We start from the raw sequence: 24,999 nt of genomic DNA, 5'->3' as shown, positions 1-24,999 counted from the left end.
GCCGAATAGTTTGGAAATGGTAGTATTCCAGAGATATGCCCATGTTTATTGGATCCCATTATTTCCAATAGGTAAAACAGGGGCCACCCAATGTTCTAATTGTAAACAGGTTTTACAAAAAAAGGAATTTTCAGAAAACCTGAAAGCCAGTTATAACAACTTAAAATCCGGCAGTAAAACTCCCGTTTGGACGTTTTCCGGCATTGCCCTGATTGCGCTTTTAATTACTTGGGGCTCGGTTGTAGGGAAGCAAAATGATAAAAAATATGCTGAATTTATAGAGAATCCCATGCGAGGAGATATTTATGAAGTTAAGTTGGCAAACAAGCATTATACACTATTTAAAGTTGACAAGGTGGTTGGAGATACGGTTTTCCTTTTTATGAATGAATATGAGACGAATAAATCCAGAGGACTTTCAGAATTAAAGCGAAAAGGACAAAAATCATTTATTCAGGAGCACGTGCCAATGTTGAAAGCAGATTTAAAAATTAGATTAGAAGAAGGGGAGATCATAAGAGTAGAGAGAGACTGAAATTTTGCCAGCCATGTTCTATAAATTAGTGATACTTATTTCTCTCTTCTGTTTTTTGAATAGGTTAAATGTATTCGGACAGTATGATTTACCTGGCATGGAGAAAAAACTGATGGAGGAAATAAAATCTGATTCAGCTATTTTCTTTACCTGTTTTCACAAAGATCGTTATTTTAAAGAGCGTGTTAAAGGGTTGGGGGAAGTGCTTATATTTTCTAAGGGTTATGTATTCTATTGCAAGAATGGAAGTTTTTATTCCAGACAATTTATGGAAATATTGATTGATGATGGGTCCGATCTAAAATATTTCGTTTCACAACCTATAAAACTGGAAGATCAAGAGTTGTTTGATTTTGCAAAAAATAGTTTTAAGGTTATAACAAAGGAAAGAATTCGTCCTTTTGTATATCAATATCATGATTCAAAATCAAATACATCCATTTATCAAGAGTTTCAGATTTCGCATCCAGATGGAAAAAGTATATTGATTTTATTTGGCAATCAGCATGTATATGCTGACATCAATGAACATCATCTTAAATTTAAAGAAAATCTTCAGAATCGTCAAAATTTAAACTTTGAGTATAACAATCAGACGAAGCAAAAAGCTTTGTATCAAAAGGTTGTTAAATTGATTGATAAGTTGGATAATCAATATGAGTATTAAGGTAATATGAAGCCTCTAAAAGATGGAATAGAAAGTTTGTATGATGTATTCAGCCAATACACCGCCTCTGGGATGGAGTATTGTGATTGTGGATGTATTGATCCGGAGGATGTAAAAAGATTGTATTCCAAACCCCTAAGGCAACTGGAAGAAGCAGATTTGGCGGCTTATCATGGTAGTGCGCTCTTTACCATTGGAGAATTAGAGCATTACAAGCATTTCCTGCCCCGATATTTTGAAATATACGCAACTAAAAGAAAAAGTGCACTCAATGATCTGTATGATATCAGTGCTAAGCTGTTGTATGCAAACTGGCAGGATTGGCCAATAAATGAAGTGCAGGCAATCAGGGATTTTGTACTCGCAGATTGGTGCGAATTTGTAAATAAATCTGAATCTGATATAAGCACCAGTGATCTGGAAGATTATCTTCATTTTTTTGGAATCGAACAGTTAATCCAACTATGGGATGTAGTTCATTCGGAAAATGGATTAAAAAATTTTGTATTGTTTTTCTTTTATTATGGTAACCAGATTCTGGATCTAAAGCTGATTCTCAATCAGGAGAATGCTGCAGCAGCGTTAAGAAGTATGATTGATGTGGAGAACCTTATTAACTTACTTGAAGAAGAATACTTCAAAAATGAAGAAAACGACAAAGCTTATGCTGAAAAAGTTTCGGTTGTTTTACAGATGATTGAGCAGCAGTTAAAAGTTGATCAGATTAGGTGAACTAAAGAACAATAATATGAGCATTTCCATTTTGGAGACCCTTCATCTTTTTCCTATTCTGGACGCAAAACTGATGGAGCTTTTACAATCATTAACAGCAGATGAATGAATATGCAAACAGTTGCCAAACATTGGAAGGTAAAGGATGTGGCGGCTCATTTGCTGGATGGTAATTTAAGAGGCTTATCTACTTCAAGAGATAATTATTTCGGGGAAAAACCTGAAAATATTCACTCGTATCAAGACCTTGTAGATTTTCTGAATCAATTAAATATGTCCTGGACTAATGCAACTAAAAGATTAAGTCCGCAGGTAATTACGGATCTTTTAGAGAGTACAGGGAAAGCATATTATGAACATTTGAAAACACTTTCACCTTTTGATGACGCCATATTTTCTGTTGCCTGGGCGGGACAAGCAACTTCTCCCAACTGGTTTCATATAGCCAGAGAATACACGGAAAAGTTTTTACATCAACAACAAATCCGCGATGCCGTTGGCAAAACAGGTATTATGACCAGGGAATTGTTTTATCCATTTATCGATACCTTAATATTTGCCTTGCCACATACCTTCAGGGATGTAAATGCAGAAACCGGAACAGTTGTTTCCATTGAAGTCGCAACAGATATAGGTGGAATTTGGAGTATCATCAAAACAGAAAATGGCTGGAATCTGGATAAAAGCAACAACCTCCAGGCAAACGCTAAACTCTTAATTGATCCTGAAACAGCCTGGAAGTTGTTTTCAAAAAGTTGGAGGCCAGAACAGGTAATAGACAAAGTAAAATTAGATGGTGAGCGTAAGCTGGCAAAACAAGCATTAAACCTGGTTGCAGTTATGGCATAAAAATGGTATTATGGCGCTCGATAGTGTAGACTGGATTTAGTAACTGTAAATCAATTTATAGATGCTATTTGTGCTATGAGATCTATGAAGCAGTGTGTTCTATCACGGTCAATAAAACAGGAGTGAACTATTATGAATTCACTCCTGAAAAATCGTTTACAGCTGATCTGGGAATTGATTAAACTGTACTATTTATGGTTTCATCTGCTGTTCCCAGACCAGTTTTCCCTTGTTGTTGAAATACTTGATTCCAGTAAAAGATTCTTTGTTTTGGAAGAGTTCCCCAGGTTTCTGAGACATACCAATCCGTAGACTTCCTTTTTCGTCCGCTATGATGAGCGCTTTACTGCCATCTTCCAGGGTTACCATGTGCATAGCTTCTCCAGATTCATCATCAAAACCAACACCTTGCCGGGTTTTGCCATCTGCGCTGGTATTAACTCCGGCGCCACCGCGTTCCCATCCTTTTTTATTGTTAAAGAGGATACCTGATATTTCGTACATCCGCACACCCACATTGGCATCCGCTAAATTTTCTCCAATCAATACCTCATCAAATCCTTCTTCATTCATAAAGATGATGCCATTGGAAGAGTTTTTATACTTTTTATACCATCCCATATATTGATTGGGGTCATCGAATTGGCTGGCCCAATGTTTTCTTACCAATGCGGTATCTGTTCGTACCCGGTTTTTGGAAAAGGGGACAGGTGCTCCTATTAAAATTCGATCTTTTCCATTGGCATCTTCTATGATGATACCTTTTGCACGTATGAGATCAAATCGATTGAGTTTAGTAAAGGATACCGTTACTATTGCAATAACCATTAAAAGTAAGGATCCCAAATAGAGTTGCTTAGTTCGTGCATGCGATCTTTTTAATTTGATCAGTTCGTTTTGGAGGGATGTATTGTCCATGTTTCAATAGGTTTTTTCTAGGACGATACAACTCCATTTTTGTTACATTCATTTTATAATTTTCGGAAATAGTTTTCGATAAAAAATTTATCAGTCATATAGTGTTGTCGCCAATGTTCATTTTCTTTATCAAGTAATAATGCTTCGGCAAATCCGATTGAATAAAAACAAACTCTTTTATCTGCCGATAGGCTCATTTTATTTAGAAAGCCTGTTTCATTTTTGAAGAGTTTATTCCTCAGGTCAGAAAAAGGGATAAAGTCAGTAAGCGATTTCATTTCAGTAGAAGGAGTGTAGTCATCCAGCAAGGTTAGAAATTTATATTCAGTATACCTGGCAATACCTTCCTGCCAAATCTGAAAGGATAAGTAGTTATAATCAGCAGGTTTGAGAATCGATTTCAACTTGTCCCTTTCTTTCCGGTAATTTTTGAAATACCGGTTAAAGCTTTTATTCATTCTATTCAAAACAGCTTCCTGCAAAGCAGTTCTAAATCGGTTAAATTGAATGGCGATTTTTTCATCCTCATAAGGGAAGGGATAATTTAATTGCCAACTACCGGTTGAGTCGCCGCGGGATAAATTCAATCCTTCAATATCCTGGTAATACCCCTTTGACGAAAATTGATACTGATGAAAATGTTCATGTAATAATGTGATGGTCCATTCACTGGATGATTTATTTGTTTTTTCAGGTAATCCAATAACGATGCATGGTACTCCTTTAACGGCCGGAAAGGTTGCCAGAAGTTTATCTGAGAATCGTCTGCTTCGGAAATAAATTTTTGTTTTTAAAATGGTGTCATTTTCCGAAAGCTGAAAATCAGAGGAAGGGTAGGGATGATTAACCAAAAATTCTGTATTGTCTGATACCAGCAATACTACAAAAGGCAATTGCTCCAGGTTTTTCCAAATCTGCTCTCCATACTGTTCTGAAATCAGAATGGCTTCCCGAATCCGTATCTTATCCTGATAACGCATCAAAGGGGGAGAATAGCTAAAAGAGTAACTAGAGCAGCTTAATAGAATTAGTAACAGAATTCCATTCCGGATGATACTCCTTAGTGCCATTAAAGTACAATTTTTATCAAGGTAGAACTTACGGTAATTCAATAAGTTACCTAAAGGTAAAATCCAGGGGGAGCCAGATGGGAAAGGGTATTCGCCTTGTTACCAAAATCATAAACTGCCATGATTTAAATTAATAGCGATTTCCTTTAAATAATGGTAACTTAGGTTAAACCAGCCGAAAATGAAAAGGGATAAACTTACCCAAATAGACAAGTTTGGGAAAGTTGAAGATTGGGTATCTCAAAAGTTAGTGGCTAATGATGCGTCAGTTGTAACCATTCTGCAAGAGGTTCGTAATCCATTGACTAGTATCAATTTAGCTATAGGCTTGCTGGGAGATTTGTCATGCAAAGAAGATAAAGAAATGTTTCTTTCCATCATCGGCAAATCTTCACTTAAAATAGAGAAATTAATTAACAGCCTACTTATCTTTTGTGAAGAAAAACAAGCCATTGTCTAATATCAAAAGGCAAGGGCACTTCTTCTTTATTACAGACATTTATCATCGATCTTAAGTAAGGGCTCCACTGTTTTGAAGGTATTTTCCGTTACTTCAATCAGACCTATGTAACCATTGAAGGCCTTGGCAACGGAGTTGAATTTGATGTAGTAGGTTTTGCCGGCTTCCAATGTAATCTGAATATCTCCTCTTTTATCTTTGTTGGGTTTTTTACCATTCCATTGTGTATGGAAGGTATAGTTGCCGGGTGCCACATCGTGTGTAGAATATCGTTTGTTATTCAGCTTACAGAGCAAGTTCCTCATCTTTAAAAATGGAGCAGGGGGACAGCAGATCCTTCATGCATACCCTCCCGGATGAGATAAATTTTAGCCGTTTCTGTTTGTGCCTGACCGTTGATGGAAAAACTTAAGAAGAAAACGATTCTCAGCAGGAATTTCATAACCTTTGTTTGAACTGAAAATAATTGGAGGGCAGTCAAAGTGCTTTTCTTGTTTAATAAATTTGGCCATTAGGGGTCTTTTTCGTGAACGATTGTTTTCTGTTCCCAATAACCAGTTTACAATATTTTTACAATCTGTATCGTTTTGACTGCAACCCCTTATATGAAGAAAATTCTACTCGTCTTTTTGTGTTTTGTGACTGCCTTGTCCCTTAGCAGTCAAACCAAAACCAAGGAACAGCTATTACTGGACAAGTACGCTTCAGCGTATGCAAAAACGTATAATTTTAATGGTGCTGTTCTGATTTCAAAGGACAGTAAAATCATTTACCAGAATGGGTTTGGGTCAGCCAACCGGGAATGGTCTGTCCCCAATACAACCTATTCAAAATTTCCTATTGCTTCTTTGACCAAGCAATTTACTGCAGTGGCGATTTTGCAATTGGTGGAACAGGGAATGCTGTCCTTAAACGATCCGATTGTCAAATTCTTTCCCGACTTCCCAAGAGGTGATAGCATTACCATTCATATGTTGCTGAATCATACAGCTGGCATAAAAGATTTTTCTCAGTATCCTGAACTATTTGACCGGGAGTTTTCCTATCCACATGAGGTTTTACGAGATACCATTATTAATCTTATTAAAAAGCTGCCATTAAATTTTACGCCAGGCAGCTTTTGGGGCTACAGCAATACGAATTATGTGTTACTTGGTTACATATTGGAACTCATCACTGATGAACAATATGACCGGTATATTAAAGCAACATTTTTCAAAGAGCTGAATATGAAGCAGAGCAGGGTTTTATACCAGGATTCCATCCTTCCCAATAAAGCCTACGGATATAGCGGAATTTTTCCCCTATTAAGGACAGAATCTAATGTACCGTATAGCTATGTCCATAGTCACGGGGGATTGGTTTCAACTGTAAAAGACTTATTTAGTTGGAATCAGGCACTACATGGTGGAAAATTGTTGAAACGTGAATCCTATACCAAAATGCACACACCCAATCAGCCTGGGAGAGGTGCAGGATACGGTATTTTTGTAGATAATTTTATGGACCATAAGGTCTATTTACACAATGGAAATATCCCCGGCTACAGTTCTACCATGATGTATTTCCCACACAATAAAAGCTCGATTATAATTCTTTCAAACCGGGAAACAAATCTTGACTTTTTTGCAAAGGGCCTTGCGGGTATATTATTTGATAAACAAATTGTTATTCCTTACAAGCACAAAAGGATAAACATTCCCAAACTGAAGGACTTTGAAGCTAAGTTTGAAGCGCCTTTTCCTTTTGAAGTTGTTGAAAAGGAGGGAAGACTGCAGCTGAATATGGGAAGAGAGTTGGAACTGCGACCTGAATCAAAGAATAAATTATTCGTTTCGGAACCTGATATTGATATCCAACTTGAGTACGCATTTGATGCAAACCGAAAAATTCAACAGGTTTACCTGATTGAAGGAGGCGTGAAAACAAAAGCTACGCTTCGTCCTTAAACACAATTACCAAATCACTTTTGCTTTTGCTTGCAGGGGTGGTTCTATGCCTAAGATCCGGGCGATGGTGGGAGCAATTTGTAAGGCGCTTATCGGTTTAAGTTTTTTTGATGGAACACTTGGACCTAAAGCATAAAATACAGACTGCCCTTCTCGTAAGGAAGCCAGATTTCCATGAACCCCTCTTCCGGTTTCATTCATGGTTCCTTTTTCTAGAAAGTTGCGGGTGGCTAGTTGTTGGTCAGCTACCAAACTTAGATCAAAGCTATTGTTAACCAGGTAAGGAACCTCAGGCAGTAATCTGTCGGATATAGAATAACCGCTTTTGCAACTCACAAACAGCTCACCGGAATGGGTAGGATGGTAGAGCCCATACTTTTTTTGTTCTTCCTGGTTGGCGACCAGCTCAAAAATTGATAGACCGGTTACGGAATCTTTGAGTCTTTTCAACAGGTTGTGTAATCGTTCCAGGTACTGCTTGCGTTGCGTTTCCGGAATCATTTCCTTATTCAGGTAAATATGCGCTGAATTGCCACTTGAAATCACTTTCAGTTCCCCCCTGGATACAGAGAACTTTTCCTTTTCCAGGTAATTGGAGAGTAACAAGGTGCTGTGAACCGGTATCATGCCATGATCTGAAACTATCATAATAGTTGTTCCCGCTGGCACAGCCTGCATAATTTCCAACAGGTATCGGTCGATTAGTTGTAGGTATTTTGTCACATAAGCAGCATACCGTTCTACCCGCTTCCCATTTTCCGCCGAATAATCCAGTTGACGCGGATGCCGCAAGGTGTACCTGTGCTGAACATCATCGAGCGTAGAAAAATATCCAAAGAATAAATCCCAGTCCGCTGCTTTCATTCCTGCCAGGATGCAATTTTTAAAATAGAGCGCCAATTGGTCTACCTGTTCAAACCAGGTGGCTTCGGATATAAGTCCGGCTGTTTGTTTTAGGTTCTCCGGCTCACCGGGCCAGCAACCACAGGTTGATTGTACCTGTTCTTGAAAACTTTGCGGATACAGTACCACTTCGGCCGGTGCATTTATAAATAATTGGTACGCTTGAGTGTCTTCATCCAGTAGCTGAAATCGCAACGATGTGGAATATCGTTTTTCCTGATGCTGAAATTGCAGTGTGGTCCAGGTATCAGCCACCAGCGCAGCTACATGCCCGTTAGTTGGATTTGTATCAGTATCAATAAGCAGTTGCTTTCCTGGCCGAAGGATATTAGCCTCATTAAAAGCAGAATCAGTTAAATAGCAATACAAGGGTATTGTATAGGCACTACTTACTTTAAGAAGAACTGTTTGCCTTGGGTGGGAAGGTAGGAAATTGACTGATTGGGAAGCGCCGGTTTTGATTGGATACATCAGAAAGTAGTTAGTCATCCTGGAAACATGGCTATTGTCAACGCCCACACCACCCAGTACCATCACTTTTTTACCCTGCCGCATGGCTGCCTGAAAAATGGTCTCAGCTGCTATTGGATGCCGGAAAGCGGATAGGGAGGGGGCGTTCCAGGACTGGTTGAGCTGTCGGAAACTGTTGCCAACAATGCCTGTTTGAGCGGGACTGGCACCAGTAAAAATGGAAATATGAGAAGGGCCGGTGGAAGCAATATTGACAGGTAAAACTGTTTCCGCATAGGCACCCTTCTTTCGGATGGTGGCAAATGCTCCGTTAGCAGGTAGCAGGCCATGGTCGAGATGGTGGTCTAACAGATAGTCTGGTAGTCCATCTATGGAAATCAAAACAACGCGGGGTTTGGTAAGCTGGGCAAAAGAAGTTAGCTGTACTAACAGTAGAATAACGAAAAGAGAACGAATCATAACAATAGTTATGTCAGCAAACTTCCTTGAAATATGGAGTTTGAAACCTACCAATCAGGAAACAGACCTACCATTTTGATAAGTGTTTCTGAATTCGTTAGGTGATAGTCCCGTTGCATTTTTAAAGAAACGCGTTAAATGCTGTGGCTCGGAAAAATTCAAATGCGCTGAAATTTCTTTAATGCTGAGATTCGTGTAGGTTAGTTTTGATTTGATTTCCGCTATGGTGTATTCCTGAATCATTTCAGAAACGGTAATACCAAATTGTTTTTTGATTTGGGTATTCAGAGAAATGCGGCTGATTCCCAGCTGTTGGGCATAATAATCAATTCCTCTGTTTTTAGTTAATTGTTCCTGCAGTAGCTTTTTAAACGCGACCGCAATGGTATTGCCTTCCATTTGTGAAGAAAGCTGGTATTGGGTGGCATAAGCCCTGTTCAGTTTGATTAAGAGATAATAGAGGATAGAGCGGGTCATGTGTTCGCTATCGGGACGATATTGTTTGATTTCCGCTTGTAAATCCTGCAGTAGGCTGTGCAACTGATGGATAAATTCTGGTGCTGGCTGAAGGAATAAAGGGTTGGATTTATTATAGAAAAACTGAAGTTTATAGGTGAATAGTTTGTCTGAGAAAAAGGTCGAGAGAAATCCATCCTGGAATAGTAAAAAGTAACAATCTATTTTGCTTTTATCGACGAACCAGCGTCTTTTTTGAAAAGGAGAGAGGAAGAGGATGGTATGATTCTTTAGTTTTAGTTGCTGGTTATCCAGTTCCAGGTAACCATTCCCTTTCAGAAAAAAAACAATCTCGTAAAAATCTGTGGTATGTAAGTCGTGCTCAAAATAATAGGCGGGGATATCTTTATACTTGCCTATATCCATGAGGATTTCCGCTCCGTATTTATTTTTAAGGAAATGGAATGTTTTCATTTAGTAAAGATAAAAGCAGCCCGGAATTATTGTCAAATGACAACTCAATTCATTTTTACTTGGTTGAAGTTTGTATGATACAAAAACTAATCAATGATCAATAAAACTATTTTTTTTATTATGACAACCATGATTTCCACTCAAATAGCAGCACAAATTCCTGAAAAATGGATAAAACACAGCGTTGAAGACACGATAAATATTCCCATTGAAATGTATTGGGACTTATCATTTAAACTTAACCTGGAAGAAATTGGGAGTACAGGCAATTACGAGAACCTGCCAAAAATTATTAAAACCATACCAGTTAAGGGAGCCTTTACAACCGTTGGCGAAAGCCGTCGGGTAATATTTGATAATGGAAAAACCTTATTGGAATCAATTCTTGAGTGGCAAAAACCTGGAAGATTTACTTATGAGTTGACCGAATTAGAAATTGATTTAAAACGGGTAGCAAGGCGCGCAAGGGGAAATTTCAGTCATTTTCAACTCCCCGATAATAAAACCAGAATTGTATGGACATATGGATTTGATCAAAAGAACCTTATCTTTAAATGGCTGATTAAACGGTATATAAAGCGGACCCATCAATTTTGGATGCGTGATACATTGGCTGAAATGAAAAGACAGGCGGAAGCGATGTATAAAGAGTTGTCCAATGGAAAATGAACAATTCATTGATTACCTGCTGCAATATGATATGTTAACAAAGCAGCAGATTGAATTAATAAAAAGCGTACTCTCTTTTAAATCTTATAAAGAGGGAGAATACTTTCTTACTGCAGGGGCTGTGTCACGTGAAATTGGTTTCATTTTAAGCGGCGTAATCAGGGTATGTTATTATGATCATAATGGAAATGAGATCACAAGGTATTTTCTTGATGAACAAAATTTTTTGGTAGATCTGAATAGTTATAACACCGGCATACCGACAACAGAATATATACAGGCTGTAACGGATTCGCAAATTCTTATTTTGACTAAGGCATCAATGGAGGTATTATCGAATACCATTACCAGATGGGATGCAATTATTTCAAAAATAACAGTAAAAGCATTATCTGATAAAGTAGCAAGGGTAAGTATTATGATGCCTCAAAATGCAACTGAACGATACTCTTATTTTTTAGAAAAATTTCCTTGTATCGCTAACAGAGTTCCATTGCAATATATTGCATCCTATATAGGAGTGACAAAATCCTCACTGAGCAGATTACGGGCAACATTATCTAAAAACAGGATAAGGGATTAATAAATGAATTCTATACAATACAATCAAAAGTCAAATATTTTTTTCTCTTGTACAGAACAAGAATATAAAACTGTTGAAAATAATATTGCTGAGACAGTTGTGATACACATTTATTCCGGTAGCTTGAGTGTTACGGATGGCAATGGCAGTTATTTGGTTCAAGAAGGTGAGACTGCCTTGTTTTACAGAAATATGTTGGCAAAATTTGTAAAATATCCCGCTAAGGACAAGCCATTTACTTCAGTTGCTATTGCATTCTCTCAGGTTTTTTTAGAGAAGTATTATCTTTCCATGAATTTTAATACTATTGTTAAGCCTGTATTTGAAGTTCACAAACTCAGTAAACATCCCTTGCTTAACAGTCTTTTTGATTCTATTCTTCCATATTACCAATTAGATCAGGTTAATCTACCATCCTTACTAACGGATTTAAAATTACAAGAAGCAATAACTGTATTGCGGACAGTTGATGCTGGAGTTGACAATCAACTGGCAAACTTTGCAGTACAGGGTAAATTAGATCTTGTTGATTACATGCAAAAAAATTATGTTTTCAATATTCCATTGGAACGATTTGCTTATTTAACCGGAAGAAGTCTGGCTACTTTTAAAAGAGATTTTCAACGGCTCCTTGGAACGACCCCTCAGAAATGGCTGTTGGAAAAAAGATTGAAAGAAGCTCACTTCCTTATCAGTCAAAAAAAACAAAAACCGTCTGACGTATACCTGGAGGTAGGTTTTGAGAATCTTTCCCATTTTTCAAGATCTTTCAAGCAACATTTTGGGTATAATCCTTCTAAGCTTGAAATGAGCTATTCAGCAAAGTGATATTGAGCTATTGAGAAAAACAGTAGGGTAGGTGAAGTAAGTAGTTTTGTATTATAAAAATCTCAAACAAATACAAAATTACTATGAACAAAGTTGTCCTTATTACTGGAGCTTCAACAGGTATTGGAAAAACTACTGCCATTTTACTAGCTCAAAACAACTATATAGTATATGCTGCTGCCAGACGAATTGAAAAAATGAAGGAACTTGAATATTGGGGAATTAGAATAATTGGAATGGATGTAACGGATGATTTTTCATTGAATTTTGGTATACATCAAATTCTTAAAAAGGAAAAACAGATCGATATTCTTATTAACAATGCCGGATATGGGGGCTATGGTGCAATCGAAGATGTAGCTATGGAAGATGCCAAAAGACAGTTAGAAGTGAATTTATTTAGTGCGGCCCGACTAATGCAATTGGTTTTACCCAAAATGAGAGAAAACAAATTTGGAAAAATAGTCAATATATCTTCCATTGGGGGGAAATTTGCGACTCCATATGGAGGATGGTATCATGCCAGTAAATTTGCATTGGAGGCGCTGAGTGATAGTTTACGCAATGAGGTAAAGCAATTTGGAATAGATGTAATTGTAGTTGAGCCAGGGGGAGTGAAATCGGAATGGGCAAGCATAACAATTGACAATCTCAAGAAAAGCTCAATTGATTCTGTGTATAAAGAGGGGGTAGATAAGTTTGCGCAGTTTTTAGAAAAATCAAGTAAGAACAACAGTGAGCCGGAAGTAATTGCTAAATTGATTCTCAAGGGTATTGAAAGTAAAAAGCCAAAATTCCGGTACGTTGGTGGATATAATGCTAAGATGGCGGTAGTTGCCCGAAAATTATTATCCGATCAAGTTTTTGATACTGTTATTTTAAGTCAAATGAAATAAAGAAACTATAATTCGGGTGTATCTTTACTAACGACTCAATTCTCAAACTTATACACCTTGAAAATCGCCATTTTAACCATGGGTACCCGTGGAGACGTTCAGCCCTATGCTGTATTAGGACAGGCACTTAAAGAACAGGGGCATGAAGTTAGCCTGGCTACAGCTAAAAATTTTGAACAACTGGTTCGGACCTATGGAATCGATTTTGTACCGGTTGAGGCAGATTTTCAGGAGGTCTTAAATTCAGAGGAGGGCAAAAAAATGATGAAAGGGAATCCTTTTGTGATCCAGCGTAATTTAAACACCTGGATTTATCCGCTTATCACTAATTCCCTTATTGAATTTTATCAACTGGCAAAAGAAAGCGACCTGGTTTTGTATCATGTAAAAACATTGGCTGATAGTTTTGCTGATCAGTTTCCGCATAAAATGATCCGTGCTTCTGTTTTGCCAATTGTTGAACCCACAACGGAATTTGCAAACCCGGCATTTAGTGGGTTACCTATTCCATCCTTTCTTAACCGGATCAGCTATACCTTTTCCAATTTAAGTATTAGGTTGTTGTCCAACCCTATTGGTAAGTTTCGTACAAAATTTAATCTGCCTAAAAAATTTAAGGTGCCAGCAGTTAAAAATATATACGGAATTAGTCCGGGGTTTTTACCCGTGCCGAAAGACTTTCCGGCTCAATCTAGTTTTACCGGCTTTTGGTATGGGGTGGCAAAGGAAGAACTCTCAAAAGACCTGTTAGATTTTATTCAAGCCGGAAATCCACCATTGGTGTTGACTTTTGGCAGTATGCCATTTAAAAGCAAGTTTGATCTGCAGGATGCCATACTTCAATCCGTGGAACAAACTGGTTGCAGGTTTATCGTAATAAAAGGGTGGGGACTGGAAGAAACTACCCGATTGGAGCATAATCCCAGTGTAAAAGTAATTGGTGCTGCTCCTTATGAAAAGTTATTCCCATTGGCCAAGGCGATCATTCATCATGGGGGCATTGGAACCACTTCAGAATGTTTAAGAGCCGGAAAACCCTTTCTGATTTGCCCTATTTTGCATCCAATTGGGGATCAACAGTTCTGGGGAGTTCAGGCATATAAGAAAGGTCTGGCGGTTAAGCCCATCCCTTTGAGTAAATTGAGTCGGAAACAGTTTTTGGAAAGTGTGCGCGAGTTGTTGAGCAACGAGGCATTATATACAACGCAAAACAATTGCAGGTTGTCATTAATAAGGAGAATGGGCTGGAAACAACGATTGCTGAACTTTTCAACTAGTTTATAACCCCTATCTCAATTCGTTGAATAAACCAATTTTCTGAAAGATCCACCACTACCGGAACCCAGGAAGATGCCGATTTTACCTGCTTGAGCAGTTCGGAGGCGCTTTACCTTTAACGCAGGATTCGCATTTCCATTAATCAGTGCTATGACTTCTTTTTCAGTAACATGTATGGTCATGCTAAACCAGTTATTGGGCTCTGGTGGAAATTGGATAGGATTTTCAAATTCGGCATTTCGTTCATCTCTCAGTCTCTTCCAGGTAAATTCCGGATGAGCGATGTATTGGATAGCATGAATTTTCCGAACTGAATCAGAAGCAAGGAAATTGAATGGACGGCAATACACCGCTTCGTACGTTGAATCATTTTGTCCGTTGAATGCCAGGCCAACAAAACTTTTCTGCAGCTCATCTTTCCCCCTTAACTCTAAGGTGAAAGAGCCAGTTGTACTATTTTCAATTGGCAACCAGATTATTCCTTCTCCAGTTGCTTCCGAAATTTTGATATAATCGGATTGTGCATCGGTTTCAATACTGATTACCCGATTCATCGCAACCAATTTTCCTTTTTTATGCAATTGCGAGAGCCGAAGTGTTTTTTGCGCGGATACGGAACATGTAATCACCATCAATGCAAGAAGAAAAGAAATTGTCTTACTCATAGGTTTTAGTTAACCTCAAATGTATCTCTTAAAAAAATTGCAGGAATTATCCTTTGGTAAGTTCCGATTTAGCGATTTACTTAATTTCACCAGCAAAAATATCCTGTTGGCAGCTTTACTATATACCATTGCGACCTTGCTTCTTGTTCTTTTTCAATTATGTTTAGCCATCGGTCTTCCCTGGGGGGCAGCTTCTATGGGAGGTAAATTCCCGGGAAAATACCCGCCCAAAATGAGATGGGTTGCCATTCTGAATGCTATCGTTTTGTTGGCGCTGATTATGATAGTAGTAATCAGAGCTGGATTTATCTTGCCTGAGTTCCTATTGTATTCCAGGATTGCCATTTGGGGAGTTGTTCTGTTTGCCCTCGTAGGAACTATTTTAAACTCAATCACCCCTAGCAAAATCGAAAGGATCTGGGCACCTGTTGCACTGATTCAACTAATTAGTAGTGCCATGGTTGCATTCAGTTAGTTTCAGGGTTCTTTAACCTATTTATTCAATGCCTCCAACTTCTTTTTTGCCTGGCTGTTGCCGGGTGAAAGCTTGAGGATTGTTTCATAACATTTTCTGGCTTTGTCTTTATATCCTTTTGCCAGGTAGGCATCAGCAAGACTGTCCCACACGTTTAATGATTCCGGATAATTTTTAGTATTGATCTCGAAAATAGATACCGCTATATCCGGAAGCTGCCGGTCGTGCAGGGCTACATATCCAATTGTGTTTACAAAACGTTCATCAGGTTTGGTATCGAGGAATAACTCTTTTTTCATAGTGGCTGAATAATTAGCCAATACACCGGGGTCTTTTGTCACCTCATTTAAATCAATTTCGAAGGGCCGAAAAATGGAACGAAGTCCATAATAAGTGGCAGGCACGGTTACTGTCAGGTGTTTTTCATCATCAAAATATTTGAGGTCTGCATACAAATCCGGCGATTTATTTTCCTTGAGTAGTTGGTAAAATTCCTGCCCCCATTCATAATGCCTTTTATCATCCTGGAGATTGTTGGCTAGTGCGATAAAGATCCTTGCCTTCAAGTCCTTCTTTTTTGCCAGGATTTCCTTCCCTCTTTTTCCTATATAGTTACGGTCCCAAAACCAGGCAGGATCAATCAATAAATAATAGCTGAACAGGTCTGGATTTTCCAGGAGGCAATGTAAACCAAAGAGTCCGCCTGCAGAATGGCCAATAATCATAGATTGCGGTACCGTACGATAGTTTTTATTAATCTCCGGCATCAATTCCTTTTCTATGAACTGCATGAAATTAGTTGCTTTGCCACTGGTTTTAAAGGCAGCTATATCATCCCGATCCAGGTAGTTCGTGGAGTTGGTGGGTGTGAAATCCCGGGTACGATCGATGTTTTCTATGGAAACAAGGATGAGTTCAGGGATTTGTAATTTGAGGTTCATGGCGGAGTGCATGGATTGAGCGATTCCGGCAACTTCCAGGAATTTTATTCTTTCCCCATCCAATACATAGGCAACTACATAGGATTTGCCTGGGTTTCTTTGGTAGGATTCTGGCAGGTACACAGAATAGGTACGATTTTCCTTCAAAATGGCGGAATGAATAGTATGACGCTGGCCTATAACAATTAAACTATCGGATGGCTGCGTAAACGCTTTAATGGAAAGTACGAGCGCAACTAAAATGAGCGCGATTGTTCTGATTTGCTTAATCATTGATTTTGAAAGTTTGTATCGGTTAAATTCCATACAGCAGTAAATCCTGCTTTCTTCTTAAAGGAAAAATTATTAGTGGTATCTGAAAAGGAGCGGATATTAGTATGAGATAAATGAGGGATATAATTCTCAAAGAGTTTTCCCTTTAAGTTTTGCACAATGACCGGTTGGTTATTATTGCCTTTCACCATACTCATGTCAACTTTGATATGGGAAGTTGAAAAACTGATTTTATCTTCCGTTTTCTCATAGTTAATGGTAGTCCGTTTGCTATTCAGTACGGTATCAAAACTCGCGATTCGAACAATTTTGAGAATGGTTTCTACTGCCTCCTGTTGTTCCTTACTGGTTGTTTCAGCAAAATAGTATTCTCCCCATTGCCCTGCTGAACCGCTGAGAATTACCTGAACACTATCCAGTTTAATGTTATTGTAGTATCCCTCGTGAATATCCAGTAAACTGTTCAGTTTGCAGAATGAATTGGTCATCGGTAGTCCAAATGGACAGGGACAGGGCGCATTGCAACTGCAGCTTTCATGATAGGTGGCTTTGAGTGCCCATTTAGGTGCTGGCTTTTTTTGCTGAAATCCTGCCAGCAGTAATAGCATCGCTGTACAGAGTAATGTAGTCGTTTTCAAACAGGAAAAATTTAATCAGTTGATTTTAAAATTCGTTGTAATTGCCGGGGTGATTTAAAGCCACATGCTGCAGCGATATATTCAATCGTATAATCTGGATTATTTTTCAGTGTTTTAGCCTTTTCAATCCGTATTTTGGTCAGGTAATCGCCAATGGTTATACCAGTGGCTTCTTTGAATATTCTGCTCAGGTTCCTCGGACTTGTATTCACCAGGTTGGCTAGTTTTTCCAGGGATAATTCGCTGGCCAGCTGTTCCACCAAATAATCCTGCACCTGGTGAACTTTTGGGTTGATATGGTTTCGGTAATCCAGGTAAATATTTTGCTGTGTGTGTTGATGACTTCTGCGATAGTAGACCACCAATCCGCGCGCCACTTTATTGACAAAAAGCGGATCGGTCAGTTCTTCCAGTATGGAGAGCGCAAGGTCTATGCCAGCGCTGATTCCGGCACTTGTATAGATTGAATCAGTTTTTACAAATAAAACATCATTTAATACCCTGGCTTTGGGGTATTGTTTCTGAAGTGCATCCACTCTTCGCCAGTGGGTGGTACATTCCCGGTTGTTTAGTAGTCCCGCTTCTCCCAGGAAAAATGCAGCATTGCAAATGGAACAGATATTGATACCCCTTTGCGTGGTATCCCGGAGCCAGTGGAAAAATGCTTTTTCCCAGCTGATAAGGACTTTCAGACTTTCAAATCGCACCCCTGGAATAATAATAAAATCCCCGGCCTGCAAAGCTGCTTTTGAATAAGGTTGCAATTTTCCGAAAGGAAGTCCTACTGAACTGGCAGTATCGGGTTGGATGGAATAAAATTCCAACTGTACTTCGAAACCATAAAAGCTGGCTTCAGAGAAGACCTGCATGGGTCCCGCCAGGTCCAGCAGTTCTACAGCAGGTGGTATGATGAAAGCGATCTTTTTCACGTAAGGTGAGGCAAAGATAAGGAGGGCAAGTTTCCTGATGTGGACAATAAAACGTCTTAAAGGGACAAGCTTATTTTTACAATGATGGCAAGACCGATTGAAATTTGTAAATTAATACATGTTTCGTGGTATAAGTCTGCTTTTTCTTATTGGTTTATGCTTTCAACTCCCTGTAACCGGGCAGTATACCATTAGTCATTATACAACATCCAATGGGTTGCCTTCCAATGGAATTAAAGGCTTGCAATGGGATGATACCACCGGTTTTTTATGGATTGGAACTGAAGCCGGTTTGCTTAGGTTCAATGGCCTGACCTTTAAAATATTGGATATTTCTACCCATCCTGATTTTGGCTCCAACCGGCTGTTGTTTGTTAAGAAAAATAACAAGGGACAAATTCTGGTTGCCACCGAATCGGGTAACCTGCTGAGTGTTGCGGAAAATGATATTTACACCCTAAGGAAAGATAGTGGATATGCCCGGAATAATTACAATCGTTATGCTGCCATTGAGGTATCTGATACACTCGCCCGACATTGTTATCAGAATCCCTGGCCCAAAAAGGGTTTTTCAATTTATTCGAATACTGCTGTTGCCATAAACGATACGGCTTGTTTAACCTGGTCCGATGGAAATCTGTATTATTTTTCGCTAAGTAATCCTTCGCTACAGTTGCTTCCTGTTTCCGGATTTGCAATTAATAGAGTTTTTAAGAGTGCCAGTAACTTTTATTGTTTTACGAAAGCATCGCAGGTTTTTGCCTATGATGTCGAACAGCAAAAAATGACACGGCAAGAACTGATTGATGAACATGGGAAGCCGTTAACTTTAAAAACGTACAGTAATTTTATCTGGGAAAATGGAATGGAATTTCCTTTGCTGGTACAGGATGGTAATGCCTGGATACTCGAAAAAAAAGATCCGGCTCATTTGCAGTTGAAGCAGGTTGCATTTGGCCTGCCAGCCGATACCTATTTCCGTTATGCATGGTATGAAAAAAGGAGCGGTTACCTGTTTTTAGGTTCCTATTCGAAGGGGTTATATATCAGCCAACCGGATCGGCTGACTATTAAAAAACCATCCAGCAATTCCCCTTTTGAAAGTAGCGCAGTATATGGCCAGGTTGAGTTGCCCAATGGTAATGTTATAACTGACAAGGGTAAAATCATTGGAGACCAACCAACGCGTGATTCCTTCAACCTGGGTAAGGGGTTTTCAAAGCGGATATTTTCCATCAATCCAACAGAACTGGTCTATGCCCGCAAGGATAGTATTCTGAATTATGATAAAAAGCATTATTCCGAAACATTGCTTTTCAAAACAACCTATACGGAGCACGATTTTGCTTATATCCAATCCGGTGGCAGGAACTATTTTCTGAGTCATACAGGTATCGGCACCGTAAAAGATGGAAAACTAGTTAACGAGAAACTGCTGGAAGAAGGAATACCCGGTCATCATACCTCGCGAAATATGATAGAGCTGGAGCCTGGAAAATTGCTGTTATCCACCTGCAATTATCTGCTTTTATATGAAACAGGTTCCAGAAAATTGGATACGATTTTGTATACTGCTTCCAACTGTATCCGCGATTTGCACAAAGAGGGCAAATATATATTAATTAGCACCTATGGTGGCGGTTATTATGTATTAAAGGATGGGTTGATCTTTCCCATGCCAATGGATACCAGGAAGTACCTGAAATACACACACTGCTTTATAAAAGATGCTGCCGATTTTATCTGGATCAGCACCAATAATGGACTCTTCAAGGCAGCGCTTTCGGATATCATAGAATCATTTGAATTCATGAAAATTCAAAAAGGAACAATAGTACCTCCGGTTTATTATCATTATTTTGGCCCCAATGACGGACTTGAAGCTACTGAATTGAATGGAGGATGTACTCCCTGTGCAATCCAATTAAAAAATGGTCAGTTTTCATTTCCAACCATGGAAGGCTTGTTATGGTTTGATCCCTTAAGCATTCGAGAAATTTTACCTGCCGGAGAAATATATGTCGACAAATATCTCCTGGATGGTAATGAAGTTCCCAATCCTCCTGAAAATATACTTTACCTGCCTTCCAGGCCCGGCAAGCTGGACATTGTGCTTGGAGTGAACGCCTGGAGTAAAAGAGAAAACCTGTACATGGAATACAAACTGGATCAGGGAGAGTGGCATCCGCTTTCTATTGTAGCAGGTGAACCCCGGTTGGAATTCATCAACCTGGATTATGGAAAACATAACCTGCAAATCCGAAAGTTAAATGGGTATGGTATAAACAATTTTTCTTACAGAAACATCCTGCTCGATGTTCATTTACCCTTTTACCGGCAATGGTGGTTCCAGTTGCTGGGGGTTCTGGCTGTTTCAGGGATCATCACTCTATATGCCGTGTATCAGTTACGTTTGTCGCGGTTACGGGAAACCAAACTGGCAGCCCTGGTAGCTGCCAAAACAAAAGACCTGCAGGCAAAAAATGAGCAGCTGGAAAAGAATGACGAAATCAAAACAAGGTTGATTTCGGTAATCAATCACGATGTAATCACACCACTCAAATTCATGAATTATGCAGGGAAGGCCCTGCTTGAAAGCAAACGTCTGATTTCATCGGAAGAACAACTAAAAACGATTGCTGAAATTACGCAGACCGCCAAAGAACTGGAGTTGTTATCGTCCCAGGTATTGAACTGGATCATTTACCAGCAACCGGGAATACAAATGCTGAAGGAGGAATTCGATTTACATAAGTTAGTGGAAGCTATTTTCAGGACCCTACAATTTTCTGCCAAACAGAAAAAACTGCAATTGCTGAATGAAGTGCCTGCTCCATTTATGTTGTATCAATACATGGAACTAATACAGGTAATCATTTATAATTTAGTGCTGAACAGTATTAACTTTACGAAGCAGGGATCGATTTCTGTAAGCAGCAGTAGGGAGGAAAATAATATTGTAATAGAAGTAAAGGATACGGGTGTGGGCATGATAGAAGAGCAAATCAACAATATTCTATCAGATGAGCGGACGATTGCAGCAGCCAATGCAAGCAACCGAAAAGGAACCGGACTAGGGTATGAAATAATCAAGGATTTGTTGAAAATTGTAAAAGGACGATTGAATATTATTAGCAATAAAAATCTGGGGACTACCGTGCAATTGATACTACCAATAGATACGATTGAAAATAATTCAGTGTGACAGAACCCAAATTATTAATAGCAGATGATCATGGAATGATCCGAAGGGGATTGTGCATGCTGATCCAGGGTGATATTGGTGAAATAGAATTAGCCGAGGCCGATTCCCTTTCCAGTGTGATGAGTAAACTGAGAAAAGAGCAGTTTACGCACCTGCTATTGGATGTATTGTTTGCGGATGGCAATGCGCTGGAAATTTTACCCAATATCAATCAATTGTATCCGGCGCTAAAAATCATGTTATTTTCTATGCAGCCCGTGACCCTTCACACCCGGGCATTGCAGTCGCTGAATATTTATGGGGTTCTGTCTAAAGCATCAGATAATGATACGGTGATCAGGGTGTTGACAGATTTTCTAAATAGTGCCTCTACCAGTTTGGAAATGCCGGTTGTGGCAACAAATCCTTTTCAGGAACTAACCGTAAGGGAGTTGCAAATTCTTCATCATTTATTAAATGGGATGGGTACCAAACAAATTGCTGATACCCTCAACATCAAAATGAATTCGGTATCTACACTCAAGAAACGTATTTATGAAAAAACAGCTACCAATAGTTATAAGGCATTGGTAGATCTTTGTACCTTATATAAAATCAATTTTTAATTCGGTATAAAAATCATTTAAGCGTGTTTTTATAGATGATTCCATCTTTCATAATCAGCAGAAATTTTTTATCCGGATCGGCGACGAGTTGAATGTTTTCCAATGGATTTCCATCCACCAGGATCAAATCCGCATAAGCGCCTTCTTCAATCACACCCAATTTTAACGGATATGGATTGCGTGGACCACTGAGTGCCAATAGTTCTGCATTGTTGGAAGTTGCCATACGCAACACTTCGAAGGGAGTGTACCAGCGAACCATTTTTGCCAGTTGCGCACCCTGGCGGGCAGCAAGTTTGGGATCAAAGAGGCAATCGGTGCCGAAAGCTGTTTTGATGTTGTATTTTTTGGCCAGCGCATAGGCATTGTCGGTGCCCTGTACCATGGTCAGCTGTTTTTTGCGTGCATCTGACCCTTCCGGAAAAGGGATGGCATCTTCATCATCCAGAAATGGCTGGAGACTCCACCAGATGCCTTTTTCTGCCATCAATTTTGCAGTTGCTTCATCGGCCAGTTGTCCGTGTTCAATGCATTTTACCCCTGCCTGGATGGCAGCCTGCATAGCCGTTGGCGTATAGGCATGTACGGTAACATAGGTATTCCAGGCAGTTGCTGCACTTACAGCTGCCTTGATTTCAGCTTCTGTATATTGATTTACATCCAGGGGATCATAATTAGATGCTACTCCACCACCTGCCATCACTTTAATTTGCGTAGCTCCTTGTCGAAGTAATTCCCTGGTACGCATCAATACCTGGTCGGCACCATCCGCAATAATGGTAAGTCCGGATCTTTCGAGATAAGATAATTGTCCGGGTACCCGGGGCACATCAGTATAGCCGCCAAAATCTCCATGTCCTCCTGTTTGTGAAACAGTTGCTCCACTTGGATAAATACGCGGACCTTTTACCAGTCCTTCATCAATGGCGCGTTTCAGACTAAAGGAAGGTCCGCCTACATCCCGAACGGAAGTAAACCCGCGCAATAATTGTTTTTCGGCTGAAGCTGCTGCAAACAAATTCAGATAGCCGATATCGCTGGTAAGTCCGACTTGTAAGGGAATCGCATCCATAAGCGTATGTGCATGGGCGTCAATTAATCCCGGCATTAAAAATTTCCCTTTCCCATCAATGATTGATGTATTGGTGCTTTTGTTTACAGGAATGGGTTTGTCTGAAATTCGGGTGATTTGATTGCCCGTAATCAATACATTGCCAGGACTGATTTGATTGTCGCGGCCATTGAAGATTTGGACATTGGTAATCAGGATGCTTTTTTGTGCGAAGGTGCTGCCTGCAAAGGCCATGCAAACAATCAACACCGGTAACAACTTAAATTTCATATTTACTTATTGTAAATGGTTTTACCCTCCTTAATGGTGGCATTGATCGAAATATCAGTGATTGTTAAGGGATCGATTTTCAGGGGGTTCTTATCTAATATAACAAAATCTGCCAGCTTTCCGGCGGTTATGGTTCCTTTTAAATTTTCTTCGAAGCCCTGGTAAGCAGCCCAGGCAGTAATGGACTTTAAGGCAATATAGGGAGATACGCGTTGATCAGGCCCAATGATATCACCCGAGCGACTCACGCGATTAACGGTAGCATGTAATACTCTGAGCGCATCCGGGAAAGCAACCGGCGCATCGTGGTGCTCAGTAAAGATCATATTACGGCTACGGGCAGACGCAGTTGGTGAAATGCGATAGGCGCGTTCTTTGCCCAGGGTTTCATCGCGATGCCAATCTCCCCAATAATAAGTATGCATGGAGAAAAAAGAGGGAATGATGCCTAGTATTTTCATTGAGTCGAGTTGATCTTCCCGTACGGTTTGTGCATGAATCATCACAGTTCGGCGGTTTTCATTTCCGTGTTTATCAGCAGCTAATCGTACCGCATGGATATAGGCATCAGCAGCAGCATCGCCATTGCAATGGGTAATAATTTGCCAATTGTTTTTAAATGCTTCTTCCACGAGGTTATTGATTACAGCTGTATCCGGAATAGCCGGGTAACCCCTGTAATCTTTTTTCATACCGGGCGGAGGCACTTTGTATGGTTTGGTCAAATAAGCCGTTTTGCCGGAAGGAGAGCCATCCAGACTTAATTTCACTCCAGCTATTCTGAAATGATTTTTATAATCGGATTGCACGCCATTGGTTTTCATATAGTCGAGTCCCATTTGAATATCGGGATAGGCATAAACATCCATGAGTAATGTTCCGGCTTCACTCATGCGTTTGTAGGCATCACAAACTACACTGGTAGCGCGACCTTCCTGGGCAGTCGTAAAACCATAGCGGGCATAGGATTTTTGTCCGGCTTGTATTAGTGCCTCATTGCCTTTGTCGTCTACTTTTTTCAGGAGATCCATAGCAGGAGCAAACAAAGCAGTTTCTTCCAGCACACCACTGGGTTGCTGGCTGCCTTTGAGACGTTGAATAACCCCGCCTTTGGGGTCCTGGGTAGCAGCAGTTATACCTGAAATTTCAAGTCCTTTTGTGTTAACAGCCGCCAGGTGTCCTGATTGGTGCAGAAATAGCACCGGGGTGTCTTTGGAAATTTTGTCGAGATCAGCAGCTGTAGGATGACGTTGTTCTTTGAGTTGGGCTTCATCGTAACCGAAACCTAAAATCCAACCGGTTTTATTTATTACATCGGTGTTGGTTGCTTTCCATTGATTCGTGATTTCGATTAAGCTGGCGATATCATTTCCTTTGCCATCCGGGGCTGGCAGCAGGTTGGCGGCAATTGCCTGAATACCCGACATCCAAAGATGCCCATGCGCATCGATAAATCCGGGTAGCAGGGTTTGTCCTTTTAGGTCAATCAGTTCGGGGTTTTCGCCAGCGGTGTTGATGGCTTCTTCCTTTGGGCCTACGAAGAGTATTTTGCCATCGCGAATTAAAACAGCTTCTGCGTATTGGGCGCTATCGCCTTCCATGGTTAGAATATCGCCACCAAAATAGATAGCATCGGAAGATGTACTGGAGGCTTCTTTATTTACCCGTTCACTGCAACTTGCAAAGAGCAGCAGGGAAAAAATGAAGATGGTTAGTTTCATGATTACTG

General features: G+C 39.7%; 26 protein-coding genes. 14 read left to right on the top strand and 12 right to left on the bottom strand.

All coding sequences use genetic code 11. From position 1 onward, the window contains the following. The first annotated feature begins 16 nt into the window (after window positions 1–16). From MD536_RS05135 to MD536_RS05120, 4 genes are all read left to right on the top strand, one after another. Complete coding sequence (locus MD536_RS05135; RefSeq protein ID WP_239596405.1) at window positions 17–535, top strand: hypothetical protein; 519 nt, start codon at window positions 17–19, stop codon at window positions 533–535. 97 nt (window positions 536–632) lie between these two features. Beyond that, the gene (locus MD536_RS05130) at window positions 633–1,202 is read left to right on the top strand and encodes a hypothetical protein (RefSeq protein WP_239596404.1); all 570 of its coding nucleotides are present in this window, start codon (window positions 633–635) and stop codon (window positions 1,200–1,202) included. A gap of 6 nt (window positions 1,203–1,208) precedes the next feature. Next, window positions 1,209–1,934, top strand: a complete 726-nt coding sequence (locus tag MD536_RS05125; protein ID WP_239596403.1) for a hypothetical protein — start codon at window positions 1,209–1,211, stop codon at window positions 1,932–1,934. Between the two features lie 105 nt (window positions 1,935–2,039). Further along, window positions 2,040–2,783: a hypothetical protein gene (locus MD536_RS05120; RefSeq protein WP_239596402.1), complete on the top strand. Its 744-nt coding sequence runs from the start codon at window positions 2,040–2,042 to the stop codon at window positions 2,781–2,783. A 192-nt stretch (window positions 2,784–2,975) separates the two neighbouring features. Here the strand turns inward: MD536_RS05120 and MD536_RS05115 are convergent, their stop codons facing one another. After that, on the bottom strand, window positions 2,976–3,701 hold the full coding sequence (locus MD536_RS05115) for a hypothetical protein (protein WP_239596401.1): 726 nt from the start codon (window positions 3,699–3,701) through the stop codon (window positions 2,976–2,978). A gap of 53 nt (window positions 3,702–3,754) precedes the next feature. Next, entirely contained in the window at window positions 3,755–4,771 is a 1,017-nt protein-coding gene (locus MD536_RS05110) for a hypothetical protein (protein WP_239596400.1), read from the bottom strand. Window positions 4,772–4,952: 181 nt separating this feature from the next. Between MD536_RS05110 and MD536_RS05105 the strand changes: the two genes are divergently transcribed. After that, complete coding sequence (locus tag MD536_RS05105) at window positions 4,953–5,231, top strand: histidine kinase dimerization/phospho-acceptor domain-containing protein (protein ID WP_239596399.1); 279 nt, start codon at window positions 4,953–4,955, stop codon at window positions 5,229–5,231. Window positions 5,232–5,260: 29 nt separating this feature from the next. Here MD536_RS05105 and MD536_RS05100 read toward each other — a convergent pair whose 3' ends face one another. Together MD536_RS05100 and MD536_RS21905 are read right to left on the bottom strand one after the other, a co-directional pair. Then, window positions 5,261–5,536, bottom strand: coding sequence for a DUF2846 domain-containing protein (locus tag MD536_RS05100; RefSeq protein ID WP_239596398.1), 276 nt, complete (start codon window positions 5,534–5,536; stop codon window positions 5,261–5,263). Between the two features lie 2 nt (window positions 5,537–5,538). Continuing rightward, window positions 5,539–5,673 (bottom strand): hypothetical protein, encoded by a 135-nt coding sequence (locus MD536_RS21905; protein ID WP_262915895.1) that lies wholly within the window; start codon window positions 5,671–5,673, stop codon window positions 5,539–5,541. A gap of 163 nt (window positions 5,674–5,836) precedes the next feature. Here MD536_RS21905 and MD536_RS05095 point away from each other — a divergent pair, with 163 nt between their 5' ends. Beyond that, entirely contained in the window at window positions 5,837–7,180 is a 1,344-nt protein-coding gene (locus MD536_RS05095; protein WP_239596396.1) for a serine hydrolase domain-containing protein, read from the top strand. Between the two features lie 6 nt (window positions 7,181–7,186). On the opposite strand, the gene MD536_RS05090 is transcribed toward MD536_RS05095, so the two are convergent. Together MD536_RS05090 and MD536_RS05085 are read right to left on the bottom strand one after the other, a co-directional pair. After that, window positions 7,187–9,013, bottom strand: a complete 1,827-nt coding sequence (locus tag MD536_RS05090; RefSeq protein ID WP_239596395.1) for an alkaline phosphatase family protein — start codon at window positions 9,011–9,013, stop codon at window positions 7,187–7,189. Window positions 9,014–9,067: 54 nt separating this feature from the next. After that, the gene (locus MD536_RS05085) at window positions 9,068–9,943 is read right to left on the bottom strand and encodes a helix-turn-helix domain-containing protein (RefSeq protein WP_239596394.1); all 876 of its coding nucleotides are present in this window, start codon (window positions 9,941–9,943) and stop codon (window positions 9,068–9,070) included. 120 nt (window positions 9,944–10,063) lie between these two features. Between MD536_RS05085 and MD536_RS05080 the strand changes: the two genes are divergently transcribed. The 5 genes from MD536_RS05080 (at window position 10,064) to MD536_RS05060 (ending at window position 14,203) form a co-directional block, all read left to right on the top strand. Beyond that, complete coding sequence (locus tag MD536_RS05080; RefSeq protein WP_239596391.1) at window positions 10,064–10,612, top strand: SRPBCC family protein; 549 nt, start codon at window positions 10,064–10,066, stop codon at window positions 10,610–10,612. Then, the gene (locus tag MD536_RS05075; RefSeq protein WP_239596389.1) at window positions 10,602–11,195 is read left to right on the top strand and encodes a Crp/Fnr family transcriptional regulator; all 594 of its coding nucleotides are present in this window, start codon (window positions 10,602–10,604) and stop codon (window positions 11,193–11,195) included. Before MD536_RS05080 ends, MD536_RS05075 begins: the two co-directional genes overlap by 11 nt. Window positions 11,196–11,198: 3 nt before the next feature. Continuing rightward, a complete protein-coding gene (locus MD536_RS05070) occupies window positions 11,199–12,023 on the top strand; it encodes a helix-turn-helix domain-containing protein (RefSeq protein WP_239596387.1) in 825 nt (274 codons plus the stop codon). An 83-nt stretch (window positions 12,024–12,106) separates the two neighbouring features. Further along, window positions 12,107–12,919, top strand: coding sequence for an oxidoreductase (locus MD536_RS05065; RefSeq protein ID WP_239596386.1), 813 nt, complete (start codon window positions 12,107–12,109; stop codon window positions 12,917–12,919). 57 nt (window positions 12,920–12,976) lie between these two features. Further along, window positions 12,977–14,203, top strand: a complete 1,227-nt coding sequence (locus MD536_RS05060; protein ID WP_239596384.1) for a glycosyltransferase — start codon at window positions 12,977–12,979, stop codon at window positions 14,201–14,203. Window positions 14,204–14,211: 8 nt separating this feature from the next. On the opposite strand, the gene MD536_RS05055 is transcribed toward MD536_RS05060, so the two are convergent. Further along, a complete protein-coding gene (locus MD536_RS05055) occupies window positions 14,212–14,862 on the bottom strand; it encodes a hypothetical protein (protein WP_239596382.1) in 651 nt (216 codons plus the stop codon). A gap of 19 nt (window positions 14,863–14,881) precedes the next feature. On the opposite strand from MD536_RS05055, the gene MD536_RS05050 reads away from it, so the two are divergent. Next, a complete protein-coding gene (locus tag MD536_RS05050; protein WP_239596380.1) occupies window positions 14,882–15,337 on the top strand; it encodes a hypothetical protein in 456 nt (151 codons plus the stop codon). Window positions 15,338–15,354: 17 nt separating this feature from the next. Here the strand turns inward: MD536_RS05050 and MD536_RS05045 are convergent, their stop codons facing one another. Genes MD536_RS05045 through MD536_RS22040 form a run of 3 tightly spaced genes read right to left on the bottom strand, consistent with a single transcriptional unit; the run spans window position 15,355 to window position 18,118 of the window. After that, a complete protein-coding gene (locus MD536_RS05045) occupies window positions 15,355–16,551 on the bottom strand; it encodes an alpha/beta hydrolase-fold protein (protein WP_239596378.1) in 1,197 nt (398 codons plus the stop codon). Then, window positions 16,548–17,189 carry a DUF1326 domain-containing protein gene (locus MD536_RS05040; RefSeq protein ID WP_239596376.1) on the bottom strand — a complete coding sequence of 214 codons (642 nt, stop codon included), beginning with the start codon at window positions 17,187–17,189 and terminating at the stop codon, window positions 16,548–16,550. Before MD536_RS05040 ends, MD536_RS05045 begins: the two co-directional genes overlap by 4 nt. Before the next feature lie 11 nt (window positions 17,190–17,200). After that, on the bottom strand, window positions 17,201–18,118 hold the full coding sequence (locus MD536_RS22040) for a GlxA family transcriptional regulator (protein ID WP_239596373.1): 918 nt from the start codon (window positions 18,116–18,118) through the stop codon (window positions 17,201–17,203). Between the two features lie 118 nt (window positions 18,119–18,236). On the opposite strand from MD536_RS22040, the gene MD536_RS05030 reads away from it, so the two are divergent. Then, window positions 18,237–21,323: a sensor histidine kinase gene (locus MD536_RS05030; protein WP_239596372.1), complete on the top strand. Its 3,087-nt coding sequence runs from the start codon at window positions 18,237–18,239 to the stop codon at window positions 21,321–21,323. Further along, window positions 21,320–21,928 carry a response regulator transcription factor gene (locus MD536_RS22035; RefSeq protein ID WP_239596370.1) on the top strand — a complete coding sequence of 203 codons (609 nt, stop codon included), beginning with the start codon at window positions 21,320–21,322 and terminating at the stop codon, window positions 21,926–21,928. The genes MD536_RS05030 and MD536_RS22035 overlap by 4 nt, the downstream gene beginning before the upstream one ends. Window positions 21,929–21,941: 13 nt before the next feature. Here the strand turns inward: MD536_RS22035 and MD536_RS05020 are convergent, their stop codons facing one another. Both MD536_RS05020 and MD536_RS05015 read right to left on the bottom strand, forming a co-directional pair. Further along, window positions 21,942–23,270, bottom strand: coding sequence for a metal-dependent hydrolase family protein (locus MD536_RS05020; RefSeq protein ID WP_239596368.1), 1,329 nt, complete (start codon window positions 23,268–23,270; stop codon window positions 21,942–21,944). A 2-nt stretch (window positions 23,271–23,272) separates the two neighbouring features. Beyond that, on the bottom strand, window positions 23,273–24,991 hold the full coding sequence (locus tag MD536_RS05015) for an amidohydrolase (RefSeq protein WP_239596366.1): 1,719 nt from the start codon (window positions 24,989–24,991) through the stop codon (window positions 23,273–23,275). Between the last annotated feature and the right edge of the window lie 8 nt (window positions 24,992–24,999).

The sequence above is a fragment of the Flavihumibacter cheonanensis genome (assembly GCF_022352215.1).
Taxonomy (GTDB): Bacteria; Bacteroidota; Bacteroidia; order Chitinophagales; family Chitinophagaceae; genus Flavihumibacter; species Flavihumibacter cheonanensis.
The sequence above is the reverse complement of the archived record's forward strand: the minus strand, read 5'-3'. Positions and strand labels throughout refer to the sequence as shown.